Origin of the sequence: Bradyrhizobium sp. 153, assembly GCF_023073835.1 — a bacterium.
GTDB lineage: Bacteria > Pseudomonadota > Alphaproteobacteria > Rhizobiales > Xanthobacteraceae > Bradyrhizobium.
This window is the reverse complement of sequence record NZ_JADPKH010000053.1, coordinates 124,848-138,749: the sequence shown is the minus strand read 5'-3', so window position 1 is coordinate 138,749 and position 13,902 is coordinate 124,848. Positions and strand designations below refer to the sequence as shown.

General features: G+C 64.0%; 16 protein-coding genes. 6 read left to right on the top strand and 10 right to left on the bottom strand.

Annotation, left to right across the window (positions count from 1 at the left end; genetic code table 11):
• Nucleotides 1-44: 44 nt before the first annotated feature.
• From IVA91_RS13355 to IVA91_RS13345, 3 genes are all read right to left on the bottom strand, one after another.
• The gene (locus IVA91_RS13355) at nt 45-1,133 is read right to left on the bottom strand and encodes a mandelate racemase/muconate lactonizing enzyme family protein (RefSeq protein ID WP_247279218.1); all 1,089 of its coding nucleotides are present in this window, start codon (nt 1,131-1,133) and stop codon (nt 45-47) included.
• A 74-nt stretch (nt 1,134-1,207) separates the two neighbouring features.
• Nucleotides 1,208-2,401, bottom strand: a complete 1,194-nt coding sequence (locus tag IVA91_RS13350) for a M20/M25/M40 family metallo-hydrolase (RefSeq protein WP_247279219.1) — start codon at nt 2,399-2,401, stop codon at nt 1,208-1,210.
• Nucleotides 2,402-2,433: 32 nt separating this feature from the next.
• Nucleotides 2,434-3,672, bottom strand: coding sequence for an MFS transporter (locus IVA91_RS13345; RefSeq protein ID WP_247279220.1), 1,239 nt, complete (start codon nt 3,670-3,672; stop codon nt 2,434-2,436).
• 301 nt (nt 3,673-3,973) lie between these two features.
• Between IVA91_RS13345 and IVA91_RS13340 the strand changes: the two genes are divergently transcribed.
• From IVA91_RS13340 to IVA91_RS13330, 3 genes are all read left to right on the top strand, one after another.
• Nucleotides 3,974-5,404: a TAXI family TRAP transporter solute-binding subunit gene (locus tag IVA91_RS13340; protein WP_247279221.1), complete on the top strand. Its 1,431-nt coding sequence runs from the start codon at nt 3,974-3,976 to the stop codon at nt 5,402-5,404.
• A gap of 157 nt (nt 5,405-5,561) precedes the next feature.
• Entirely contained in the window at nt 5,562-5,786 is a 225-nt protein-coding gene (locus tag IVA91_RS13335) for a hypothetical protein (protein ID WP_247279222.1), read from the top strand.
• Between the two features lie 176 nt (nt 5,787-5,962).
• Nucleotides 5,963-6,142, top strand: a complete 180-nt coding sequence (locus IVA91_RS13330; protein WP_247279223.1) for a hypothetical protein — start codon at nt 5,963-5,965, stop codon at nt 6,140-6,142.
• A gap of 166 nt (nt 6,143-6,308) precedes the next feature.
• Here IVA91_RS13330 and IVA91_RS13325 read toward each other — a convergent pair whose 3' ends face one another.
• The 5 genes from IVA91_RS13325 to IVA91_RS13310 all read right to left on the bottom strand — a co-directional run bounded on the left by IVA91_RS13325 (nt 6,309) and on the right by IVA91_RS13310 (nt 8,701).
• Complete coding sequence (locus IVA91_RS13325) at nt 6,309-6,794, bottom strand: avidin/streptavidin family protein (protein ID WP_247279224.1); 486 nt, start codon at nt 6,792-6,794, stop codon at nt 6,309-6,311.
• Between the two features lie 25 nt (nt 6,795-6,819).
• Complete coding sequence (locus IVA91_RS13320) at nt 6,820-7,260, bottom strand: CBS domain-containing protein (RefSeq protein ID WP_247279225.1); 441 nt, start codon at nt 7,258-7,260, stop codon at nt 6,820-6,822.
• 182 nt (nt 7,261-7,442) lie between these two features.
• A complete protein-coding gene (locus IVA91_RS36945) occupies nt 7,443-7,679 on the bottom strand; it encodes an HGGxSTG domain-containing protein (RefSeq protein WP_275974779.1) in 237 nt (78 codons plus the stop codon).
• A 29-nt stretch (nt 7,680-7,708) separates the two neighbouring features.
• Nucleotides 7,709-8,356, bottom strand: a complete 648-nt coding sequence (locus tag IVA91_RS13315; RefSeq protein WP_247279226.1) for a hypothetical protein — start codon at nt 8,354-8,356, stop codon at nt 7,709-7,711.
• An 81-nt stretch (nt 8,357-8,437) separates the two neighbouring features.
• Nucleotides 8,438-8,701, bottom strand: coding sequence for a hypothetical protein (locus IVA91_RS13310; protein ID WP_247279227.1), 264 nt, complete (start codon nt 8,699-8,701; stop codon nt 8,438-8,440).
• 101 nt (nt 8,702-8,802) lie between these two features.
• Between IVA91_RS13310 and IVA91_RS13305 the strand changes: the two genes are divergently transcribed.
• A complete protein-coding gene (locus IVA91_RS13305) occupies nt 8,803-9,777 on the top strand; it encodes a tripartite tricarboxylate transporter substrate binding protein (RefSeq protein WP_247279228.1) in 975 nt (324 codons plus the stop codon).
• Nucleotides 9,778-9,954: 177 nt separating this feature from the next.
• On the opposite strand, the gene IVA91_RS13300 is transcribed toward IVA91_RS13305, so the two are convergent.
• Nucleotides 9,955-10,416 carry an NUDIX domain-containing protein gene (locus IVA91_RS13300; RefSeq protein WP_247279229.1) on the bottom strand — a complete coding sequence of 154 codons (462 nt, stop codon included), beginning with the start codon at nt 10,414-10,416 and terminating at the stop codon, nt 9,955-9,957.
• 104 nt (nt 10,417-10,520) lie between these two features.
• Here IVA91_RS13300 and IVA91_RS13295 point away from each other — a divergent pair, with 104 nt between their 5' ends.
• A complete protein-coding gene (locus IVA91_RS13295) occupies nt 10,521-11,642 on the top strand; it encodes a DUF1236 domain-containing protein (protein WP_247279230.1) in 1,122 nt (373 codons plus the stop codon).
• A 50-nt stretch (nt 11,643-11,692) separates the two neighbouring features.
• On the opposite strand, the gene IVA91_RS13290 is transcribed toward IVA91_RS13295, so the two are convergent.
• A complete protein-coding gene (locus IVA91_RS13290) occupies nt 11,693-12,655 on the bottom strand; it encodes a lytic transglycosylase domain-containing protein (RefSeq protein ID WP_247279231.1) in 963 nt (320 codons plus the stop codon).
• A gap of 182 nt (nt 12,656-12,837) precedes the next feature.
• Here IVA91_RS13290 and IVA91_RS13285 point away from each other — a divergent pair, with 182 nt between their 5' ends.
• Nucleotides 12,838-13,872: a L,D-transpeptidase family protein gene (locus IVA91_RS13285; protein WP_247279232.1), complete on the top strand. Its 1,035-nt coding sequence runs from the start codon at nt 12,838-12,840 to the stop codon at nt 13,870-13,872.
• Nucleotides 13,873-13,902: the final 30 nt, after the last annotated feature.

Below are 13,902 nucleotides of genomic sequence, written 5' to 3'. Positions count from 1 at the left end.
CTCACTTGCAGCCGCATCGTCATGGCCGGGCTTGACGGAGCACTCTACGCCGCCAGCTTCGCCAGCCCCTTCCAGTCAAAACCGACGCCGTGGCCGGGACGGTCCGGCGCCAGTGCCATGCCGTCCTTCAGCACCAGCGGATGCTCGATATAGGTGTCGAGCCCGAAGCCATGCGCTTCCAGATAGGAGCGGTTCGGGCACGCCGCGAGCAGATGCACGGTGATGTCGTGCGCGCCGTGGCTGGTGACGGGCAGGTTGAAGGCCTCCGCCAGCCGCGCGATCTTCATGAACGCACTCACGCCGCCGCAATTGGTGACGTCGGGCTCGGGATAGGACACCGCGGCATTGGCGATGTAGTTCTTGAACTCCCACAGCGAACGCAGATTCTCGCCCGCTGCGATCGGCACACAGCCCTCCTGCATGATCCGCGCATGGCCTGCGACGTCATCGGGGATGATCGGCTCCTCGAGCCAGGTGAGGTCGAAGGGCTGAAGCGCGCGGGCGGCGCGGATGGCCTCCTCGACGGTCCATTTCATGTTGGCGTCCGCCATCAGCGGAAAACCGTCGCCGAGATGCTGTCGCATCGCGGAGACACGCCCGATGTCGGATTTCAGGTCGGGCCGGCCGACCTTCATCTTGATGGCGCGAAATCCCTTGGCGAGATTGCCGTCGGTCTGCTTGAGCAGCGCCTCGACCGAAAGATCGAGATCGATGCCGCCGGCATAGCACGGCACGGCAGCGTCAAAACCGCCGAGCAGACGGAACAGCGGCAGCTTCGCGCGCCGCGCCTTCAGATCCCACAGCGCGATGTCGAGCGCGGAGAGCGCCAGCACCACCGGCCCGCCGCGGCCGCCATAATGCAGGGCCCACCAGACATGATGCCATATCGCCTCGGTGTCCTCCGCCTCGCGGCCCTCGACGAGCGGTGCAATTTCGCGCTTGACGATGTCCGCAGTCGCCCCGCCATTGCGCCCGACCGTGTAAGTGTAGCCCACGCCTTCGGCACCGTCAGCATCGCGGATGCGGCAGGTGATCAGCTCGAACGCCGCCATCTCGCCATGCATGGAGTCGGAGAGCGTAACGGGCAGCGGGATTCGGTAGAGTCCGGTCTCGGTCGTTGCAATGCGCGCCATGTTTCCTTCCTGCGCTTTTCCCGCAGGCTAGGGCGATGTGCGGGCCCCCGCAAGCGCGCACCGTGCAAGGCAGCTCACCGCATCGTCGCGAGCTGCAGGGCCAGCGCACAGGCGCGGTCGTATTCGTCGAGATTGATCCACTCGTCGATGGTGTGCGCCTCGTTCTGGCCGGCGCCGAAGGTCACCGTCGGAATGCCGTGGCGGACCATCCAGTTGGCATCCAGGCCGCCATTAGCGGCGCGGACGTTCGGGGTTCCCCCGACCGCGGACACCGCCGCGATCGCGCGTTTGACCACGGGCAGGCTCTCCTTCATGCGGAACGGATAATAGTCGGTCTCCGCCTTGAATTTGACGCGACCGGACTTGCCTTGCGCGTTGGTGACCTTCTTGGCGGCCTTCTCGAACGCGGCCTTGTAGGCCCTGGTGATCTCTTTGAAGAATTTTCCGTCGTGGCTGCGGCTCTCGCCGCGCACATGCACGTAGTCGGTGACCACATTGGTGGCATCGCCGGCGGGGCGGCCCTCGCCGCCGGTGACGGGACCGACATTGCTGGTGCCTTGCCGCTTGCCCTTCACCACCTTGCCGAACCAGCCGCCGGCCTTCACCTCGGCAAGCGCGAGCGCCATGATCATCGTCGAGGAGATGCCGCGCTCCGGCGCGACGCCAGCATGGGAGGCGCGGCCGAAGATCTCGACGGTCCAGCGGTCGGCGCCGACCGCGCCGATGACGACGTTGGAGGCCGAGCCGCCGTCATAGTTGAACGCCATCTCCGGCGCGCCGAGCTCGTCGAGCTTGACGTGGCGCGCGCCGTAGAGCCCGCTCTCCTCGCGCACGCAGAACAGCAGCGTGATCGGCGGATGATCGGGCTTCTGCCTGGCAAGCTCCGCGGCCAGCGTCACCAGCACGCCGCAGCCGCAGCGATTGTCGCCGCCGAGCGCGGTCCTGGCGTCGTTGACGATCTTGCGCCCCGATTTCTTCGGCTTGGCGCCGGCGCAGAGCGGCACGGTGTCCATGTGGGTCATGAACATGATACGCGGCTGGTTGTGCAGAGCGCCGCGGCCGGGCAGGTCGACGATGAGGTTGCCGGTCTCGGTCGGCACGGGAATGCGCGTGTTGGCATCGTCGAGCCGGATCGCCTTCGCCGGCACGCCGCTCTCCTTCAGCGCGGCCGCGAGCTCACGCCCGATCGCCGCCTCCTGTCCCGTTACGCCCTCGACAGAGAGGAAGCGCATGAGGCGGTCGGTGGCGGCTTTGGTATCGACAGGCATGAATGATTCCTTTGGCGAGCGGGCGCGTCATCCTATGGGCTTGGCGAGGTGTAAGCCAAGAAGATCAGCACGCCGAATGCGAGCATGGCAGCCATGAACAGCAGCACCGCCGGCAGCCCGGCGAGCGCCGCCACCGCACCGGTGACCGACTGCATCAAGGCCGCGCCGAGAAAGAACGCGAGGTTCACGGCTGCGAGCGCCTTGCCCGCTGTCTGCGCATCGACCAGCTGCCGGGACATGCCGAACAGCAGCGGCTGCGCAGAGGTCGCAAGGCCAATGAGCACGAACAGCACGAAGTCGTATTGCGGCGGCATCACCGGAAGGCCGAACAGCACGGAAACCGCGTGATGCGGTGCCCCCAATGCCATCAGCGCCAATAACAGCGCCCCGGCCATATGCGTGCCTGCCACAAGCGCGCGGCGGCGGCCCAGCCTGCGGTCGATCATACCGATGCACAAGGGGCCGGCGATCATCGCCAGCGTGAACGCGCCGAGCTGATTGCCGGCTTCGACCCGCGACAGGTCCTTGACCTGCATCAGCCACGGCCCGCCCCACAGGCCGCGCAGCACCAGCGAGGTCGCCAGCGACACCAGCGCCAGTGCGATCAGGCCGCGCAGGGGCCGCGACAGTCCGAGCCGGAGCACCTCGATCATCTGCGACAGTGGCGAGGACTCGTCCTTGTGCTCGGCCGCCTGGTGCGGCACCAGCGCGAACACGGCGAGCGCCACCGCGACGCCGCCAGCCGCGGAGATCCAGAACCCTGCGCGCCAGCCCCAAGTGTCGACCACGAAGGCGAGCGGGCTCGACGACAGCAGCATGCCGATATTGCCGATCGAGAGGATCGCGCCAGACCATAGGCCGAAGCGACTTGCCGACAATTGCTTGGCCGCCAGCGTCATCGGGCACATCAGCATGCCCGAGGTGGCAACGCCGAGCAGCACCTGCCCGACGGCAAAGCTCGCAGGTCCGGCCGCAAACCCCGACGCGATGGCGCCGATGACGGTTCCCGCGAGCAGGCTGAGCGAAACGGGGCGCACACCGAAGCGGTCCATCGCCGCCCCGACCGGGATCTGCGCCGCGGCAAAGGCGAAAGGATAGACCGAGGTGAGGCTGGCGAGCGCCTGCGGCTCGATATGGAAATCCGCCGCCATCAGGTCGAGGCTGACCGCAGGAATCGTGCGCAGCAACGTGGAAAGCATGTGCCCGCAGGCGAGCGCGAGCAGCGCGAAGATCAGCGCGCGGGTGCCATCTCCCGTGGCAGCGGTCGTCATGAGCGTCCCGTCCCTGGAAGGTTTCGGATCGGCGTACATGATCGTCGGGCGGACGCCAATGGCGGCAGCGGGACCCCCTCATTCCGGAATGTGGCTTCTTGATCACCGCGCGAAATGACCAGGTGCAGACAGCCGGCAATCAGCATGGCGCTTGCCGAGCGCCGGCCGTCACGACGACGCGCTTGGCAGGCGTTCAGGCCTCGGACGGTTTGTGAACCAGGACGGCCGCCAGGACGTTATACTCAGGAAAAACGTGGTATCCTGCCAGGCAGGTGCGCCATGATCTGCGGCGGCAGCGGCAATGTCTTCGTCCGAGAGTCCAAGTCAGACGACCAGCGACGCGGCCCGCCGAGAGCGGAGAAGGAGCAATTCCTTACTGTTGGTCCTCGCCGTTGGATTTCTTGTTTTTGGCGTTGCGGCGGGTGCACTCTATTACGCGTTACGGCCGGACATTCTGCGGATCGCCGTCGGACCGCCCGGCAGCGACGACTACAGAACAATTCAGGCGATGGCCGATGCCTTCGGCAGCGAAAGCCGAACGACCAGGCTGGCTCTGATCAAGACCGAAGGGGCGGTGGAGTCTCTCGCCCTGCTTGGGGCAGGCAAGGCAGATCTTGCCGTCGGCCGCGGCGATCTGGAAATGCCCGCCGAGGCGCAGACCGTTGCAGTCGTGCGTAAGAATTTCGTCGTGCTATGGGCGCCGTCTGGACTTGCCGGCAAGAGCTCCAAAAGAAAACCCTCGCCGAAAATCAAGGAAGTCGCCGATCTCGCCGGACGCCGTGTCGGCGTGATCGGGCGGACCCCGGTGAACGCCGCGTTGCTGCGGGTCATCCTGAGCGCGTCCGGAGTACAGGCGGACAAGGTCGCGGTCGCGCAATTTGGCACTGACCAAATCGAGGAACTAGCACGCGATCTCACCCTCGATGCATTCATGGCGGTCGGGCCCCTCGACAGCAAGATCACATCCGATGCCGTGGCCGCAACGGCGCGGGTGCGCGGCGAGCCGAAGTTTCTCCCCATCGAGACATCGGAAGCGATCGCCCTGAAGCACCCCCGCTATGAAACCGAGGAGATTCCGCCCAGCGTCTTCAATGCGGATCCGGCTTGGCCGGATGACAAAGTTGAGACGGTCAGCGTCAGCCACCTCATCGTGGCGAGAAAGACCTTGTCCGAAACGACGGTCGCCGCGTTTTTCCGGCAGCTCTTTGCCGTTCGTCAGGCGATTGCGAGGCAGGTCCCCGGTGCGGCACACATCACCAAGCCGGACCTCGAGAAGGACCCCGAGCTGCAGGTACATCGGGGAGCGGCGGCCGTCATTGATGGCAACGAACGCACCTTCCTCGACCGCTATGGCGATTACTTCTGGTTCGGGCTCCTGCTTCTCTCCGGAATCGGCTCGGCCGCCGCCTGGTTGCGCCGCTATTTGAACCGCGACGAAAGGGACGATAACACCAGCCATCGCAAGAGAATCCTGGCCATGGTTTCCAGCGCGCGGACCGCGGAATCCAACCAGGAACTACTTGCCCTGCAGCGTGAGGCCGATGCCATCATCGCCGAGACGCTCGAGTGCTACGATGACGGTGCTATCGAGGAAGAGGAGCTCGCGGCATTCGGGCTGGTGCTCGACCTCTTGAGCAATGCCATTGCCGAGAGGCGAGCCGCGCTGCAACGGGCTACCTTCGAAACCGTTCGCGGCGCGGCAACAGGCCATGGCGTTACGCCGCGCGGATAACGGCAGCCATCTGAACCTGTCGTAGCGGGCTCCGCGGCGCCCGCGACGGCTGCCATTCGCCGCCTTGCCGTACTCAGCTCTTGAGTGGCCTTCCGATCGGCGGACGATAGGAACCAAAAAGACATCGTCGCTCTTACCTCGGTCAGGAGACCTACTCATGCTGTCCTCAAAACCGCCACGGCCCATTCGCACAACGCTCGATCTTGCGAACGCAGAGCAGGTCAAGTCTGTACGCAGGCGGCTTCGCATCTCAGCTACCGATTTGGTCAGGATCGTCGACAAGATCGGCAACTCTCTAACGGCCATAGAGAAGGAAGTGGAGCTCGAGAAGCTGGCCGTTCAGCAGTGTAATGCCAAGAACGCGCCCACGACTCTCGAATAAATTCGAGTCATCCCGTCGAAAAGGAGAATTGCGATGAACGGCCTGATTTACCTCATAGGGCTAGTCGTTGTGATCGCGGCCATTCTTTCGTTCTTTGGCTTGCGATGACCGTCTCGGTCCTGCAGGCTGACGCACCGCCGATCCGGTGAAGTCGTTCGCAATTTCGCGTGCAGCAAATGGTTGATCCGCACCAGGTGAATACCATCATAGCCACGACGATTTGTGCGTTCTTCAAGGGACATCCTGACGCCCAAATCGGAGCCGAAGAAGCCAAGCTGCTGGCCAAGCAGATCACTGAAGCGCTGAACGGGGCTGGGCTGCAGATTGCTGCCGTCAATGAGATCACGCCGCGCTAGCCCTGCCGCTGGCGAGCGCATGACTTAGCTCGATGTATGGAGATCGGGCTTGAGGCGGCGAGGGGCAGCCGTGCATCGTTCAGCACGAGATCGGACATGTGGCCGCACCGTTTGGGGCACCCTCGGGTCGTTTGTCGACCAGGATCGTCGGATCCGGGGCTGAGCGCTAGCTCCGTTCGAACGTATCGACGTTCGTTGTAACGGCGCGCCACCAATTCACCGGTTTCAGCTTCGCCGGCTCGCCCTCGCTGGAGGCGCTCAGCGCTTGGTCTGTAATCACGAACCAGGCGGTCTCCATCTTTCCGTGACGCAACAGTCCGGTATAGGAGACGGCCCGATCGCCCGTCGCAGACGAGCCCACCGCGACAAAGGCGATGCAATTGCCCTTGTGAAACCCGGTGATCGGCACCGCTTGCCCGTAAAAGCCGCTGTCTTCGAGCGCGGTCTCGAAATTCCCCTCGATGCGGCCGTTCGCATCATTAGTGATGCGCAAGATGGAGCCGAATTGATTTCGCCAATTGCCGACCCAGGCGATCTCGGTTCCCATGCCGGTTCTCCTACGCTCGTCGATTTGGTTCGGCGCGCAGCCGGGCAGCCTGTCCAGTTCCTTCGCGACGCCGCCTGACTGTGGCTGATCTTGCTGCCCCTTCAAACGCCTCGGGAGGCGCGACGGTGCTTCAGCCGGAGATCGCGCCCGCGTGCTGTCCGCCTGCCTGTGAAATCCCGTGCAGCGCCTTCGCGGCACCGTCGCCCGGCTTGCACACGGCGATGTCGCCGAGCGAGATGATGCCGACCAGCCGCTTGTCTCGATTGAGCACGGGCAGCCGCCGCACCTGGATGTCGGCCATGTTGCGGGTGACCTCGTCGATGTCCTGGTCCTCGAAGCAATATTTGACATCTGCCGTCATGACGTCACGGACCGGCGCATCCGGTCCCAAGCCCATCGCGACACCTCGCGTGGCGATATCGCGATCCGAGATCATTCCGACCAGGCGGTCATCGTCGGTGACGGGCAACAGCCCGACATTGAGCGCCGCCATCGCCTCGGCGGCCTCCCTGATGGTGTCTTGGGGTGTGCAAAGCTGCACGTCGTGGGTCATTGCGTCGCTAACTCTCATTGGAAACCTCCATCCCTGATAGGCCGCCAACAAAAATCGCTGGCGGTCGTTCCTCCGGAGCAGGTCGCCGAAGGCGACGAATTCATGACGTGGCGATGGCGTGCCCATGGCACGATTCTCGGGAGCGACAGCGCATCTGACTGACCTCCCACGGACCATCTGACACGTCGGGCGCACGCAACTTACTTTAGGTCATTCAGAAGCTTCCATGCTTCATCCAGCAAGACCTGAACCTGCCGTCGCTCGGCGGCGCTATCCTTTGTGAACATTCCATGCTTCCGCGCATTCTGATTTCCCTTCGGCGCGCCGGATCTCCGTGCGCCGCCGTGCATGCGGCAGCGGACCTTGCCGTGCATTGCCGGCGCACGACAGACGGTGCCGCTGCGCGTCCGTGCGCCGCAGCGCAGGCTCGACTGCATTGCATCCGTGTTGCGGACGTGTTCGCTGCTCATGCGCTCGCGTCGTTTTCCACGCCGAGTCCGCCTTGTCCGCCCTCGCGTGCCGGGACCGCTTCTGCCTCGGCCGCGCCTGGCTGCGCAACGATCACGCTCGCATGCTGGGTGACGTTGCCCACAATAGCGCTGCCGCCGTCCTGCACCGACACGTTCTGCACCGTGATGGCGCGCTCGCCATTGCTGCGGTGGCGGCTGAGCGCCTCGGTCTGGGCTGCAAACGTGCGGGCCAACCGGGTCAATGCACGGGTGATGCCTTCCTGCTGCTGAAGATTCTCGGTGAGAGCGAGGCGAAAGGCGGAGCGCATCGCCGCGACGTGGACGGACACCATCTGCGCCATCAGCATGGTTTCGATGGAATCCCTGGGCCCGATGCTCTTCATCATCGAGATCATGAAGGCGAGATTGGCCTCGTCCGGCTTTTGGTTGATCACGCTGGCCTTGAGCAATTGCTTGAGAATGCCATGCAGCGCGTCGCGATCGACGGCACCGAGCGCCTCGGCCAGCAGCCGCTCGCCAGCTTGCGGGTCGGGATGTTGGATCGTCAAGCGCCGTCGGGTGAGCTTGATGCGAGGCGTGGCTCTGCTGCGATCCGTTGTTGCCGCGGTGGGTGCCGTGCTGGTGCAATTGAGAGATGTCGTCATGTCCTGGGTTCCTTGCCGGAAGAGGCGCGAGCGCTTGCCGCGCGAAGGCGGGTCGCGCTCGGCGCGCGGTGATTGCGATTTTCAGATGTCGATGAAGGGCTTACGCGCAGCCAGCTCGATGTGCCCGGGGGCTGGACCGGCCTGGACGCTCACGGCTGCTGCGATGATGATATTCTGCCAGTGTTTTGCCCGACGAGTCAATTCGATTTCGTAATACCAGAAACTCCGCTCGTCCTGCGCAAGCCCTTGTTCCGACAGCGGTCGGCTACTGTGCATGGGGTTGTTTTCGCATTTTTTGTTGCAGAGCTGCTCTCTCGTGCCGCGCGGCGGAATGCCGGTGTGCAAACGTGATTGCGAATTTTGGCGGAGCCGCTCATCATGATCTACGAGCGCGTCGCACCAACAAGCATGCACAAGCGGCGCGATGAGGTCTGGGGAGGGAACGAATGCAACGAACGCTTCGCCTGCTGGCGATTGTCGCCGGATTGTGCGTGACGACACAGGCGCTCGCGCAGAAATATCCGGCGCGGCCGGTCAAGATCATGGTCGGCTTCAGCGCCGGCGGCCCGGTCGACGTCGTCGCGCGCATCATCGGCGATCGCTTAAGCAACAAGCTCGGACAGCCCTTCGTGGTCGAGAACCGCGCCGGCGCCAACGGCATGATCGCGGCCGAAGGCGTCGCGCGCGCGGACGCGGACGGCTACACTATCCTCGCTTGCAATTCGTCCACAATCACGCTCAACAAGACGCTGTTCAGGGATATCCGCTACGATCCGGAGAAAGACTTCGCGCCGCTCACCACCGTGGTCTCGGCGCCGCTCGTGCTCGTCGTCAATCCCGAGAATCCCAAGACGGCGAACATCAAATCGGTGGCCGATCTCGTCGCCGCCGCGAAGGCCGCGCCCGGCGCGCTCGCCTACGGCTCGGGCGGCAACGGCAACCTCGCCCATCTCGCCATGGAGCTGCTCAGCCAGAAGGCCGGCATCAAGATGATCCATGTGCCCTATCGCGGAGGTTCGGCGTCCGAGGTCGGCCTGCTCGCTCAGGAGGTGCTGGCGGTGTTTGATCCGCTCTCCGCGGTGCCGCTGGTGAAGGCCGGCAAGCTGCGCGCCCTCGCGGTGTCCTCAGCCGAGCGGCTGCCGTCGCTGCCTGATGTGCCGACCGTCGCGGAAGCCGGCTATCCCGGCTTCGACATCTCGTTCTGGGTCGGCTTCTTCATGCCGAAGGCGACACCCGCCCCGATCCTTGAGACGCTGCACCGGGAGATCATCACTGCTGCCAAGGATCCGTCGGTCGAGGATAAGCTCGGCTCGCAGGGCGTGGTCTCGGTGCTCAGCCCGACTGAGTACGCCGCCAAGATCGCGAAGGAGACCAAGGAGCTCGCCGACGTCGTGGCGGCCGCGAGCATCAAGGCGGAATAGGGAGGCTTGCGTTTGCGCATGATCGCGCTGCGGGCCTCCCTTAACCGCTTCCGCTTGCGGGAAGGTCGGCGCGTAGCGCCGGGTGAGGGCATTTTCCTCTCGGGGACTCCCAATGCGGAGACACCCTCTCCCCAACCCTCTCCCGCAAGCGACGACAAGCCGGTCTGAGCGGCGCGCCTATTCGCCGCTGGCCAGTCGCTTCAGCCGATCAAGCAGCGGGCGTTGTCCTGCGTTGATCCTCTCCTTCGCCTCTTCGAGCGCGAACCATTCGGCACGGTCGACCTCCGGGAAGGTCTGCCGTTTGCCGCTGCGTGGCGGCCATTCAATCTCGAACGTGTTGCTACGCATGCTGCGCGTGTCGATGTCGAACTCGGCTGCGAACGCGGTGACGAGCTTGCCGCCGCGCTGCCTGACCTCTCCAAGCGCGATCAGCGGCACGGACAGCTCGAGTCCAAGCTCCTCGGCAAACTCCCGCCGCGCGGCGATTTCCGCATCTTCTTCGCCCGCATACTCCCCCTTCGGGATCGACCATGCACCGAGATCCTTGTTGCGCCAGAACGGGCCTCCGGGATGAACGAGGAGAACCTCGAGTCTGCGGCCCTTCCGATAGGCGATGATTCCGGCGCTCTTCGATGGCATCGCAGTTCCGTGGCGGCGGTCTGTCCTTCTCTCGGGAAAAAGTGGAACAGAGCGTTTTAACGCAAGTTAGTAGCCAATGTTCATTTGATAAAATGGAGTGAACCATGATCCGCCTGTTGGCAACCACCGCCTTAGGGCTGGTGCTGGCGAGCGCCGCTCTTGCGCAATCGCCAAGCACGACCACGAAGTCCGAGCAGACACCGCAATCCCAATCAAATTCCACCGCGCCGTCCACCACCTCGCCATCGGGCGCGGCTGACAAGCAGTCGACCACATCGCAACCGCAGCAATCACCGCCGACAGGAAGCTCGGCGCAGAATGCGCAGACAAGCGCACCGCCTTCCGGGTCTGCGAACTCCGGTTCCGGCACCTCAAATGCTGCCAACAGCGCGGACACGTCCACGCGGCCGCAGAGCGGCGCGGCAGGCTCGAACACGGCCGGCAACCAGCCTGCGACGCAGCAGGGCGCCAACCCGCCACCGGCGAACACGAACCAGGCGCAGGATCGGTCCAATCCGCCGCCGGCCAATCAGGCTCAGCAGGCGCCCGCGGCATCTGGGGCCAACCAGGCGCAACAGTCGCCGAATGCGCCAGCCAGCAATCAGGCGCAGGGCGAGCGGTCCGGCACCAATTCACAGGCGGCCGCTCAGACCGACGTCAACCTCAACAAGCAGCAGGAGACCAAGATCAGTACCTCGATCTCGCGCCTGAACGTGCGGCCGCTGACCAGTGTGAATTTCTCGCTGAATGTCGGCACCGTGGTGCCGCGCGACGTGCATCTCTCGACATTGCCGCCTGACGTCGTCGAGATCGTGCCGCAATATCGCGGCTACAGCTTCGCGCTGGTGAAGGATCAGATCGTCGTGGTCGATCCGGCGACCTACAAGATCGTGACGGTGCTGCCATATTCGGGGCAGTCCACCGCAACAACGACGACCACGCGCGAGCGTAGCGCCAGCAAGTTCTCAGATCGCGATCGTGAAGCGATCCGCAAGCATGTGAAGACCCGCACCGAAGGACGGAGCGAACGGCAGACCACCGGCAGCACGGCACGCACCGAGATTCGTGTCGGCGACCGCGTTCCTGAGAGCGTCGAGGTGGAAGAATTTCCGAGCACCGTCTATCACGATGCGCCGGACCTGCGGGAATATCGCTACATCCACCGTGACACGCGCACCTACGTCATCGAGCCGCGCGAGCGTCGCGTGATCGAGGAGATCGACTAGCCTCCCGCCGATCGGAAGTCGCTCTGTCGAGCGACTTCCGAATCAGAGCATCAGCCCGAAGTCCGTTCGCGCGCCGCGAAACGGATAGCGCGGGTCTTCGCGCTCTTTCCGGCCGCGCGTGCTGCAATCATGCTGCGCGCGTTGCCGTGAGCCGAAGTGTTCTTCCGGAGCAAGGTCGCGAACCGCTTGCGGGCGCGGTTCGCGGTCAGCCGTGCGGCAAGCTGTTCGCCCTTGCGAATGATGGTCGTGACCGAAGGCGTCAGGTTGACCGGAACCCAGGCGACATCCCTGGCTTTCGAGAGGCTGCCGACGCCTTCGCACGGCGCTTCGCGCGGCAGGTCGATCCGAATCGCAAGCGCTTCCGCGCGCTCGGTCCAGTCGTCGGCCCTGGTCCCGGTGATGATGCGGACATAGTCGCGTGTCTCTCGCGGCAGCTCGCTCTCCTTCGCAAGCCACTTCTGGATGCGGCCGGGGCCTGCGTTGTAGGCGGCGGCTGCGAGGCCCAGATTGCCGAAATCGTCACGGAGCTTGCGCAGGAATTTTGCCGATGCCGGCAGCGCCTTCATGGGATCGAACGGATCGTCGAGCCCGACTTCGGCGGCGGTCTCGGGCATGAATTGCGCGACGCCCTGCGCGCCGGCGTGGCTAACCTCGTTGGACTTGAAGCGGCTCTCCTGCCAGATGAGGCGCGCGAAGAACGGCACCGGAATGCCGCTGGTTTCGGCTGCCTCACGAAGCGCGTGGCAGAACCGGTCTGTCGGTGAAACGGGCCCCTCGGCGACGGTTTCGCTCGCGCGTGGCGGATCGCTCTTCTCCTCATAGGCCGCGCGTGCATTGGCGAGCTCGATGGCCTGCACGCTGGCAAGGAAGAGCTCGACCACCGGAACAAGTGGCAAGGCATGATTGTTCTGAAGAACAGTGGTGTCGAATGTTGATGTTTGCCGGGACGCCGACGGATCGAGATCGCACATCAGAATTAGAAATGCGGCGCAAGCCGCGACGACAAATCGCATTACTGGGGCAACCTCGAACTGTGGGGTGAGCGGCCAGCGATGCGCCGGCGATAAGGAGTTCTTAACCGCGCGATTGCGGCAAAGCTGCGGTCTTATGGGTTCCGTCGGTGCTACTACGGTGTTCCTGATGAGAAACTCTCCGCGGCTTTGCGGATCGCTGTTGCGAGCTGGGAAGAGCGATCATGGTGCGATGGATGCTTGGCGCGGTGATGTCGCTCTGGTTGCTCTGCCCGGCATTCGCGGGCAATTTCGACGCAGCAGCGGTGAACGATGCTGCGCGTCCTGAAAAGCAGCCGGCGACCGACAAGATCAACGCTTCGGTGTTGAAGCTTCAGATCCTGCTCGATCGTGCCCAATTCTCTCCCGGCCAGATCGACGGCAAATTCGGCGAGAACGCGCAGAAGGCGCTGAAGGCATTCGCCGAGCAGAACGGGATCGCATCCGACGCGGGCATAGCACCGGAGCTCTGGGAGAGGCTGAGCACGGCGAGCGAAGGTCCTGTCGTCGTCGACTACAAGATCACCGAAGCAGATGTGAAGGGGCCGTTCCTCAAAAAGCTGCCGGCCAAGCTCGATGACATGAAGTCGCTGGAGGCGCTGAGCTACACCAGTCCGCTCGAAGGGCTCGCGGAAAAATTCCACATGAGCGAGGAGCTGTTGAAGGCGCTCAATCCAAGAAAGGCCTTCGACAAAGCCGGCGAGACGATTGTCGTGGCCAATGTTCCGGCGCGACGGGAGCTTCCGCGGATTGCGCGGGTCGAGATCGACAAGACGAACGCAACACTGAAGGCGTTCGACGAGACCGGTCGTCTCATCGCGTTCTATCCGGCGTCAATCGGCAGTCCGGACCGCCCGACGCCAACGGGGACGTTGAAGGTAACCGGCACCAACGAGCAGCCGACCTATCACTACAATCCCGAGTACAAGTTCAAGAGTGTCAAATCCAAAAGGCCGTTCGACATCAAGCCGGGGCCGAACAATCCGGTGGGTTCGTACTGGATCGGCTTGTCGGCGCAGGGCTACGGCATTCATGGAACGGCAGAGCCCGACAGGGTCAGCAAGTCCGCGTCTCACGGCTGCATCAGGCTCACCAATTGGGACGCTCGTGTGCTCGGCGAGAACGTGAAGCGCGGTACACCCGTCGTCTTCCTCGATGCGCCGACGGAATCCTCCTCCAAGCAGCGGAGCAGACCGACCGGCGGGCGGACCTCGAACTGATCTTTGGGAAAATCCTTGCGCATCGCGATC

What these genes read in the sequence shown, in the direction of transcription:
- IVA91_RS13355 (WP_247279218.1), bottom strand. Translation starts at nt 1,133, where the DNA reads ATGGCGCGCATTGCAACGACCGAGACCGGACTCTACCGAATCCCGCTG.
- IVA91_RS13350 (WP_247279219.1), bottom strand. Translation starts at nt 2,401, where the DNA reads ATGCCTGTCGATACCAAAGCCGCCACCGACCGCCTCATGCGCTTCCTC.
- IVA91_RS13345 (WP_247279220.1), bottom strand. Translation starts at nt 3,672, where the DNA reads ATGACGACCGCTGCCACGGGAGATGGCACCCGCGCGCTGATCTTCGCG.
- IVA91_RS13340 (WP_247279221.1), top strand. Translation starts at nt 3,974, where the DNA reads ATGTCTTCGTCCGAGAGTCCAAGTCAGACGACCAGCGACGCGGCCCGC.
- IVA91_RS13335 (WP_247279222.1), top strand. Translation starts at nt 5,562, where the DNA reads ATGCTGTCCTCAAAACCGCCACGGCCCATTCGCACAACGCTCGATCTT.
- IVA91_RS13330 (WP_247279223.1), top strand. Translation starts at nt 5,963, where the DNA reads ATGGTTGATCCGCACCAGGTGAATACCATCATAGCCACGACGATTTGT.
- IVA91_RS13320 (WP_247279225.1), bottom strand. Translation starts at nt 7,260, where the DNA reads ATGAGAGTTAGCGACGCAATGACCCACGACGTGCAGCTTTGCACACCC.
- IVA91_RS36945 (WP_275974779.1), bottom strand. Translation starts at nt 7,679, where the DNA reads ATGCAGTCGAGCCTGCGCTGCGGCGCACGGACGCGCAGCGGCACCGTC.
- IVA91_RS13315 (WP_247279226.1), bottom strand. Translation starts at nt 8,356, where the DNA reads ATGACGACATCTCTCAATTGCACCAGCACGGCACCCACCGCGGCAACA.
- IVA91_RS13305 (WP_247279228.1), top strand. Translation starts at nt 8,803, where the DNA reads ATGCAACGAACGCTTCGCCTGCTGGCGATTGTCGCCGGATTGTGCGTG.
- IVA91_RS13300 (WP_247279229.1), bottom strand. Translation starts at nt 10,416, where the DNA reads ATGCCATCGAAGAGCGCCGGAATCATCGCCTATCGGAAGGGCCGCAGA.
- IVA91_RS13295 (WP_247279230.1), top strand. Translation starts at nt 10,521, where the DNA reads ATGATCCGCCTGTTGGCAACCACCGCCTTAGGGCTGGTGCTGGCGAGC.
- IVA91_RS13290 (WP_247279231.1), bottom strand. Translation starts at nt 12,655, where the DNA reads ATGCGATTTGTCGTCGCGGCTTGCGCCGCATTTCTAATTCTGATGTGC.
- IVA91_RS13285 (WP_247279232.1), top strand. Translation starts at nt 12,838, where the DNA reads ATGGTGCGATGGATGCTTGGCGCGGTGATGTCGCTCTGGTTGCTCTGC.